Source organism: Nonomuraea terrae, assembly GCF_004348995.1.
Classification (GTDB): Bacteria; Actinomycetota; Actinomycetes; order Streptosporangiales; family Streptosporangiaceae; genus Nonomuraea; species Nonomuraea terrae.
Genome location: NZ_SMKQ01000293.1, coordinates 1 through 8,092, shown reverse-complemented (window position 1 = coordinate 8,092; position 8,092 = coordinate 1). Strand labels below are relative to the sequence as shown.

The following is an 8,092-nucleotide window of genomic DNA, read 5'->3' as shown; positions in this document are numbered from 1 at the left end:
TCGTGGTGCTGGGCGCGCTGGCCGCGCCCGCGCTGGCGCTGAAGCTGGGGCCGATCGACGAGGGATACGGCGCGCAGGGGTCGGAGTCGCGGCGCGCGTACGAGCTGATGGCCACCGGCTTCGGGCCGGGCTCCAACGGGCCGCTGATCGTGGTCGCCGAGCTGCCCGAGAAGGTCGCCGACGCCGACGGCCCCCTGGTGGAGGACCTGACTCGCGAGGTGAAGGCCGTTGACGGCGTGGCCCACGTGAGCGACCCCAAGCTCAACGACTCCGGCCGTTCGGTGCTGCTGCAGGCCATCCCCGAGTACGCGCCCAGCGACGAGCGCACCGCCCAGGTGGTCAGGGACGTCAGGGCCATCGCCCTGCCCGGGGTGCGGGTGCACGTCGGCGGCGAGGTCGCGGGCCTGACCGACGCCGCCGACCGCCTGGCCGAGCGCACTCCGCTGGTCATCGCCGTGGTGGTGCTGCTCAGCGCCCTGCTTCTGCTGCTGGCCTTCCGCGCGCCACTGGTCGCGGTCAAGGCGGCGGTGATGAACCTCGTCTCGCTCGGGGCCGCGTTCGGGGCGCTGGCGCTGGTGTTCTCGTTCGGGCTGGGCACGGGGCTGGTGGGGATGGATCCGCCGGTCAGCTCGTCGTACCTGACGCCGCTCTTCTTCTCGGTGCCGGTCGAGAGCTACGTGCCGCTGATGTTGTTCGCGGTGCTGTTCGGGCTGTCGATGGACTACGAGGTGTTCCTGCTGACGGCGGTGCGGCAGTCGTACCTGCGGCACGGGCGCAACGCGCGGGCGGTGGCCGAGGGGCTCGGCTCGACGGGACGGGTCATCACGTCGGCGGCGTTGATCATGGTGGCGGTGTTCACGGCGTTCATCGCCTACCCCGACTCGATGGTCAAGACGTTCGGGGTGGGTCTGGCGGTGGCGATCGCGGTGGACGCCACGATCATCAGGGGGTTCCTGGTGCCCGCGACGATGGTGCTGCTGGGGCGGGCCAACTGGTGGTGCCCCCGCTGGCTGGACCGGATCCTGCCGAACCTGTCGGTCGAGGGCCACGAGGAGGAGGACGGGCCCGCGCCCGCGCCCGAGCCGCGCCGCCCCGAACCGGTCAAGGCGGGCGTCTGATCCTCAGTCGTCGTCGGTGAGGTGACAGGCCGGGACCCAGCCGACGACGCCGGTGGTGGCGTCGCGCCCGTGGTACCACAGGGTGCTGTCGAAGTGGGCGTCGCAGCGGTAGAGGCCGTGCTCCTCCGACCGGTTCGGCTCGAACCCGTGGCCGGGGTGGCCGACGCCGTTGCGGGCCGAGCCGGCGCGCGGCTCGGCCCGGATGACCACCCCGTAAGCGGCGAAGTCGTACCGGAGCCCCGCCTCGGCGGGGGCGGTGAGCGACGCGGAGGCGAGCAGGCCCGCCATGGCGGCTCGTGTGATGTGCACCGTGTCTCCTTACCGTCCGGCTCACAGTAAGGCAGCGGTCACTCAGCGTTCCAGCTCCTTGCCGCCGCGTCGCCAGCCGAGCAGGCCGCCGTCGAGCGGGCGGGCGGCGTAGCCGTGCTCGCGCAGCAGCCGCACCGCCTCCGGCGACACCACGCAGTACGGCCCTCCGCAGTAGGCCACGACCTCCGCCTGCCTCGGCAGCTCGGCCAGGCGCTCGCGCAGCTCGGCCAGTGGCACCGAGATCGCGCCCGGCACGTGGCCGGCGGCGTAGTCGGCCGCTGTTCGCACGTCCACGACGACCGTGCCGGGGTCGGCGAGCCGGTCGGCCAGCTCGTCGGCGGTCACGCCCGCCAGCGACCCCATCCGCGCGTGCACGGCGTCGCGCAGATCGGCCAGCCGGCCCTCGGCGAACGCCTGCAGCTCGCCGAGGAAGCGCGACACCCCGTCGTCGGCCAGGCGGTAGTAGACGCGGGTGCCGTCCTTCCTGCTCGACACCAGCTGGGCCGCGCGCAGTTGCTGGAGCTGGGCCGAGGTGTTCTTCAGCGGCACGCCCGCCGCCTGCGCCAGCTCCTCCACCGTGCGCTCGCGCTGGTCGAGCACGTCGAGCAGGCGCAGCCGCACCGGGCTGGCCAGGGCCTTGCCGACGCGGGCGAGCTGCTCGTAGATCCGCTCTTCGGGGAACATCAGACCATGTACTGGTCGTGCCGGCGGTAGAGCTCCGTCCACTCCTCCGGCGTGAGGTTCCGGCCGGTGGCGGCGATGTCGGCGAGCTCCTCGAAGTACGCCTCCCGGGGCGCGCCGGGCGTGAACAGGATCAGCATCGAGGCGGGCTCGCCCGACTCGTTACGGAAGGCGTGCACGCCGCCCTCGGGCACGAACAGGAAGTCGCCCGGCCGGCCGTCGGTCCACTTCACGCCGTCGTAGAGCCGGATCGTGCCCGACAGCACGTAGAACGACTCGGTCATGGTGCGGTGGAAGTGGGCGCCGGGGCCCGACGGGCTGGGGCCCATCTCCCACCGGTAGAGCCCGTACGCGCCGCCGGTGAGGCCGCCGGTGGCGAGGTAGTGGACCTGGGTGGTGCGCATGGGCAGGTCGGGTGGGTCGCCCGCGCTCCTGAAGACGCCGCTGTGCTCGCCGGTCTCGCCGAAGTAGCGCTGCTCGGGGTAGGACATGGCCACTCCTCCATTGTTCTAAGGGATTTTAGAGTAGCGCGGGCAGCACGTCCGTGGCCAGACGTTCGAGCTGCTGGGCCTCGTCGGTCATCGGGTCCAGCAGGACGAGGTCCGCGCCGGCCTCGATCACCTCGCGCAGCCCGCGTACGACCGCCTCCGGCGGGCCGGCGACGGCCGACTCGGCGGTGCCGTACAGATGGCGGAGCTGCACGCCGATCCGGTCCTCCTCGCCCACGGACACGTAGACGCGCTTGGCGACCCCGAACCCCGCCGGGTCGCGGCCGGCCCGCTCCAGCTCGGCCCGCAGCGTCCGCACCTGCTCGGCGAAGGCGGCCGTCGTCGCCGCGCCGGCGCCCACGAACCCGTCGCCGTGCCGGACCGCGCGCCGGATCGCCGCGGGCCGGTGCCCGCCGATCCACACGGGCGGATACGGCTTCTGGTACGTCTTCGGCTCCATGGTCGCCTCGACCTGGAAGCACCGCCCGTGGAAGGAGACCTGCGGCTGGCTCCAGCAGGCCTTCATCAGCTCGATGCCCTCGGTGAAGCGCGTCACGAACCCGTCGGGGGACACCCCGAAAGAGCCCAGCCGTTCCCTGCCCCCGAGCCCGAAGCCGACCTCCAGGCGGCCACGACTGAGCTGGTCGAGCGTGCTGAGGCTCTTGGCCAGCTGCAGCGGCTGGTGCAGGACGCTGACGAACACGGCGCAGCCGATGCGCAGCCGCTCGGTGCAGGCGGCCGCGTACGTCATGACCTCCATAGGGCCGAGCGTCGGGACCGGGGAGAGCGTCCCCTCGCGGGTCCACGCGCTGTGGAAGCCCAGCTCCTCCACGCGCGTCAGGTAGGCGCGGAACTCGCCGGGGTCGAAGGTGCCGTCGGCGACCTGCTGTGGCAGGGAGACGGCGAACCGGGTGATGGCATCTGTCATGTCCGACCGGATAGCCGCCGTCCCCCGCCGTCAAACCTCCGCGTGACTACGCGTGCCGCTCGGTGAAGTCGAGGATCTGCCGCCAGGCGTCCTGGCACACCTCGGCCCACTCGCCGTAGGAGCGGTCGAAGAACGAGTGCGGCGCGCCCTTGTAGACGTGCTTCTCGTACGGCGTGCCGGCCCGGTCGAGCGCCGCCTCGTACGCCGCGAACTGCTCGGGCTTGGTGGCGGTGTCGGCCCCGCCCATGAGCATGAGGATCGGCGCGCCCGGCACGGACGCCGGCTCGTCCACGAAGCGCAGCGTCGGGTAGAAGCCGATGCCGCCCGCCAGGCCGTTGCCCTCGGCGGCCTGCCGCAACGACTGGGCGCCGCCCAGGCAGAAGCCCACCGTGAACACCGGCCCGGCACCGGCCAGCGCCTCGGTGGCCGCCTTCGCGTCGGCCCGCACGTGGTCGCTGGTGAGCTGCTGGACGTGGGGCATGAACGCGAAGTCGTCACTGCGGTCGCCCATTCCGGCGGTGCGGCCGAAGTAGTCGATCGCGATCGTCCGGAACCCGGCCTCGGCGAACCGTACGGCGAGATCGCGGTAGTACGGGTGCAGGCCGCGGACGTCGGGCAGGATCACCATGGCCCGGCCGTTCGGCTGCTCGGGCTCGGCCCGGTAGGCCAGGAAACGGTTGCCGTCGGCGGCGGTCAGCTCTATCTGCTCCTGAGAGGCCACCTTGCCCTGCACGGGCGGGGCGGGAGGCCTGCTGTCAGTGGAATGGCACATGGTCCCAGCATGCCCACAGCGGTTCGGGCGGTCGCACGCGACCCCGGGGTTGCCCGGCGGAGTAATCCGATATGCATGGTGGAAAGGTATGTTCATGACCCTTCACCCCAACCTCGATCCCGAACTGCGCGCCGCGGTCGAGCAGATGGCGACGCTGCCGGCAGGCACGTTCCTGTCGTACGAGCTCCTGGCCCAGCAGCGGGAGCAGATGAACGCGATGGTGGCGGCGATGCCCCGCCCGGACACGCAGGTGGTGATCGAGGACCGCGTCGTGCCGGGGCCCGAGGGCGCGCCCGACGTCCGGCTGCGCACCTACCGGCCGCCGGAGGACGGCCCCGCCCGCCCGGGGCTCTACTGGATCCACGGCGGCGGCATGATCATCGGGACGCCGGAGCTCGACGACGCGATGCTCGTCGACCACGTGGAGAGGCTCGGCGTCGTGGCCGTGTCGGTCGAGTACCGGCTCGCGCCCGAGCATCCGCACCCCGCGCCCGTCGAAGACTGCTACGCGGGCCTGGCCTGGGTCGCCAAGAACGCCGCGGAGCTGGGCCTCGACCCCGCGCGGCTGGCCGTGGGCGGAGGCAGCGCGGGCGGCGGGCTGGCCGCCGCGACCGTGCTGCTGGCCCGCGACAGGGGTGGCCCCGAGGTGGCCTTCCAGCTGCTGATCTGCCCGATGCTGGACGACCGCGACGACACGCCGTCCAGCCACCAGTTCACCGAGGCCGTGGTGTGGGACCGGGAGGCCAACCGGTTCGGCTGGCGGGCACTGCTCGGCGACCGGGTCGGCACCGACGACGTCCCGCCGTACGCGGCGCCGGCGCGGGCCACGGACCTGGCGGGGCTGCCTCCGGCGTTCGTGGACGTGGGTGAGCTGGAGGTGTTCAGGGACGAGTGCGCCGACTACGCGCTGCGGCTGGCGCGGGCCGGGGTCTCGACCGAGTTCCACCTGTATCCGGGGGCGTTCCACGGGTTCGACATGATGGTGCCCGACGCGGCGCTCAGCGTCCGGGCGCGGGAGACGCGGCTGGCCGCGCTGCGGCGGGCGCTCCAGATCCCGCAGCCGTGATCGTCAGGCGCGGTGGCGGCCTCTCCTGGCGCCGCCCGCGCCGACCAGGAGGGAGTCGTCCTCGGGCGCCCTACGGTGCCGGCGACCGCGCGGGGTGAGGTCGGCGAGGGTGAGGGGCTCCTCGCCCGTGTGGCGACGGCGGCGGCCCCGGTAGGAGGGGTTCTCGCCCCTCCTCGGCGGGCTGAACGCGTCGAACTCGCTCGTCGCCCCCGGGATCACGATCCGCTCGAACGGCCCGGTGTCCACCACCAACTCCAGCGGCCCCGTGTCGACGACGACCTCCAGCGGGCCGGTCTCGTCGCCGAACGCGTAGCGGCCGCGGTCGAAGTCCGGCTCGTACGGGTCGGTGTCGAAGGCGGGGGTGAAGGGCGGGACGTCGGCGGCGCGGCCCGGCGCGGCCGGGTCGAGGGCGTGGCGGCGGCCGGCGCCGTCCATGGAGAGATCGAAGGGGCGGGTCTCCAGCGGCATCCGGGCGTGCCGGGCGCGCGGGCGCCGTGCGCCGTCCTGCGTGGTGGAGACCTTCAGGACGGCGGCGGGCTCCAGGATCGCCGTCGGCTCCAGCGCGGCGGCCGGTTCCAGGGCGGCCGGTTCCAGGGCGGCAGGCTCCAGGGCGGCAGGCTCCAGGGTGGGCTCCTGGGCCGTGGGCTCGGGGAACAGCGCCCTGCGCAGGCGTCCCTCGCTCGGCTTGCGGTGGCGGCGGTGGGCGGCGCGAGTCCGGTTCGTCCGGGGTCCGGCCACCACGGCGGCGGCGACGCGGAGGCGGCGGGTCCTGGCCACCGCGAGCAGCGCGAGCGCGGCCACCAGGGCCGAGCTGACCAGGGTGGTGGGAGAGTCGATGACCGGCAGCGGGCCGGTCGTGGCGGCGTCCGTATGCGTGGGGAGCGGTTCGGCGGTCGCCGCCGTGGTGTCCGCCGTGGTGGGTTTGGCGTGCTTGGCCTTCTTCGTGGCGTCCGGTGCGCCTTCGGAGGCCGACGTCCGAGGCGGGGCGGCGTTCCGCTCCGAGGCGGACGTGTGCGCCGAGGACGAGCGGGGCGCCGGGGCGGCCTCCTGCTTCGGGCCCTGGTCCTTGGCCGGGGCCTGCGTACGGACCTCGTCCCCGGTGTGGGTCCTGCCCTGGGCGCCGTCGCCGGGGAGCCGGCCGTCGACCTGGCCCTGTGACCGGTCGCCGTGTCCTGCGGGGCCTCCGGAGTGGATGCGGCCCCCCGGGATCAGCGAGCTCAGCGACTCTCCGGGGAGCTCGCCTTCGACGCGCCCGGCCTTCTCCTGCGCCTTCCGCTCCAGCCGGGCCTTGACCTTCTCGGGGTAGCCGTAGCCGACCACCTTGCTCGTGTCACGTTCCTTGCGCTTGGCGACACCGCCGTCGACGTTGCCCTCGATGGTGTGGATGCGGCCGCCCTCGACCTTCGTCACGACACCGACGTGGTCGATGCGATCGATGCTGTTCGAGCCGCTCCAGTCGTAGAAGACGATCGCGCCGACCTCGGGCTTCTTCCCCCACGCGCCCTGCTTCTTGAACCACTTCGCGTGCTCCACGGTCCAGGCGAACTGCCCGATCCACTCCTCGTAGCCGAGCTTGTGCGCGGCCCAGGAGATGTACATGTCACACCAAGGGGCGTTGGTGAAGTCGTCGTCGAACTCGACGTGCTTGCCGTACCAGTGGCCGAACTTGGTGTACGCGTCGCCCTTCTCGCGGTAGCCGAGCTGGCCCTCGAGGAGTTCGATGAACTTCTGGATCTCTGGCGTCATGGACCTCGGGAAGAACCTTCCGGGCAGACCGGTTTATCCACGCAGCCCTGGGTAACAGTGGGTACACCGGGACAAGTGTGGCCAAACCGGATGGTTGGCATCTTCTGCGGTCAGTGAGGCTACCCGCCCGTAACACTGACCAGGCACGCGTCAAGGGAGGGTCAAGACCCTTGAGCGGATGGAAACTGCAGGTCAAAACGGTGCCAGAAATGTCCATGCGCGGGTGGTTTAATCGGTAAAGATCTACCTCTGGGTGATAGTTCGCTATCCGCCGTCCCACGGCTCGTTCTCGACATGCGGATCAGGCGCGGGTTCCGGTCCGTCCTGTTCGGCGGACGGCGACGCCGGCAGCAGCCGTTCGAGAGACGGCTGCGGCGAGAAGCCGTCGGTGGGCCGGCGGAACGTCTGTGGCGGGGAGTCGTCCGGCGGGTCCGACGTGGGGGAGGCCGGGCGCGACGAGCCGGACGGGACGGTGGCCGACCCGGTGACGTACGGGCTCGGCGTGGGCGTGGGTGTCGGATCCGAGGTGGAGGCGGTCGAGCGGCTCGGCGTCGGGGCCGCGGGACAGGCGGGCCCGTGCACCGCCACCTCGCTCACCTGCGGCCCGTTGCCCGCCGCCGGCTCCGTCATGACGACCAGCCCCAGGTACGCCCGCTCGCCGCAGGCGACGTCCCCCGGATCGTGCGCCACCTCGCTGGTGTAGGCGGTGCTCCCGCGCAGCGTGCGGGTCTCCTCGCGCAGGGTCCTGGCCACACCCGCGTCGCCGTCTCTGCGGGTGTACGAGATCCGCAACCGCACCGGTCCCGTGCCGGTGGCCGAGACGGTGACCGCCCCGGCCGTCCCGCTCCACCGCACGATGCCGGCCGTCCGTACGACGGGGCTCGGCACCGAGGCCGACCCCTGAGCCCGCGTGGGGGACGGAGGCGGGGGAGCGGTGCGCGAGCTCGGCGCGGCGCTCGGTGTACGCCTGGGGGCGGTGGCCGA

At 72.8% G+C, this 8,092-nt stretch carries 8 protein-coding genes and 1 pseudogene; 2 read left to right on the top strand and 7 right to left on the bottom strand.

Translation table 11 applies throughout. From position 1 onward, the window contains the following. A partial coding sequence (locus tag E1286_RS43970; RefSeq protein ID WP_165970193.1) for an MMPL family transporter occupies positions 1–1,118 on the top strand: 1,118 nt, incomplete at its 5' end. A gap of 3 nt (positions 1,119–1,121) precedes the next feature. On the opposite strand, the gene E1286_RS43965 is transcribed toward E1286_RS43970, so the two are convergent. The 5 genes from E1286_RS43965 to E1286_RS43945 are packed head-to-tail and all read right to left on the bottom strand — an operon-like array spanning position 1,122 to position 4,296. Then, positions 1,122–1,427, bottom strand: a complete 306-nt coding sequence (locus E1286_RS43965) for a hypothetical protein (RefSeq protein ID WP_132622847.1) — start codon at positions 1,425–1,427, stop codon at positions 1,122–1,124. 42 nt (positions 1,428–1,469) lie between these two features. Then, complete coding sequence (locus E1286_RS43960; protein ID WP_132622845.1) at positions 1,470–2,111, bottom strand: ArsR/SmtB family transcription factor; 642 nt, start codon at positions 2,109–2,111, stop codon at positions 1,470–1,472. Beyond that, positions 2,111–2,599, bottom strand: coding sequence for a cupin domain-containing protein (locus E1286_RS43955; RefSeq protein ID WP_132622844.1), 489 nt, complete (start codon positions 2,597–2,599; stop codon positions 2,111–2,113). Before E1286_RS43955 ends, E1286_RS43960 begins: the two co-directional genes overlap by 1 nt. Positions 2,600–2,627: 28 nt before the next feature. Next, on the bottom strand, positions 2,628–3,524 hold the full coding sequence (locus E1286_RS43950; RefSeq protein ID WP_132622843.1) for an LLM class flavin-dependent oxidoreductase: 897 nt from the start codon (positions 3,522–3,524) through the stop codon (positions 2,628–2,630). Between the two features lie 46 nt (positions 3,525–3,570). Continuing rightward, the gene (locus E1286_RS43945) at positions 3,571–4,296 is read right to left on the bottom strand and encodes a dienelactone hydrolase family protein (RefSeq protein ID WP_132622842.1); all 726 of its coding nucleotides are present in this window, start codon (positions 4,294–4,296) and stop codon (positions 3,571–3,573) included. Between the two features lie 88 nt (positions 4,297–4,384). On the opposite strand from E1286_RS43945, the gene E1286_RS43940 reads away from it, so the two are divergent. Continuing rightward, positions 4,385–5,362, top strand: coding sequence for an alpha/beta hydrolase (locus tag E1286_RS43940; protein ID WP_425464797.1), 978 nt, complete (start codon positions 4,385–4,387; stop codon positions 5,360–5,362). 3 nt (positions 5,363–5,365) lie between these two features. On the opposite strand, the gene E1286_RS43935 is transcribed toward E1286_RS43940, so the two are convergent. Together E1286_RS43935 and E1286_RS43930 are read right to left on the bottom strand one after the other, a co-directional pair. Next, on the bottom strand, positions 5,366–7,108 hold the full coding sequence (locus E1286_RS43935) for a CHAP domain-containing protein (protein WP_132622840.1): 1,743 nt from the start codon (positions 7,106–7,108) through the stop codon (positions 5,366–5,368). Between the two features lie 264 nt (positions 7,109–7,372). Next, positions 7,373–8,092, bottom strand: a pseudogene (locus tag E1286_RS43930) (hypothetical protein); the annotation flags it as partial.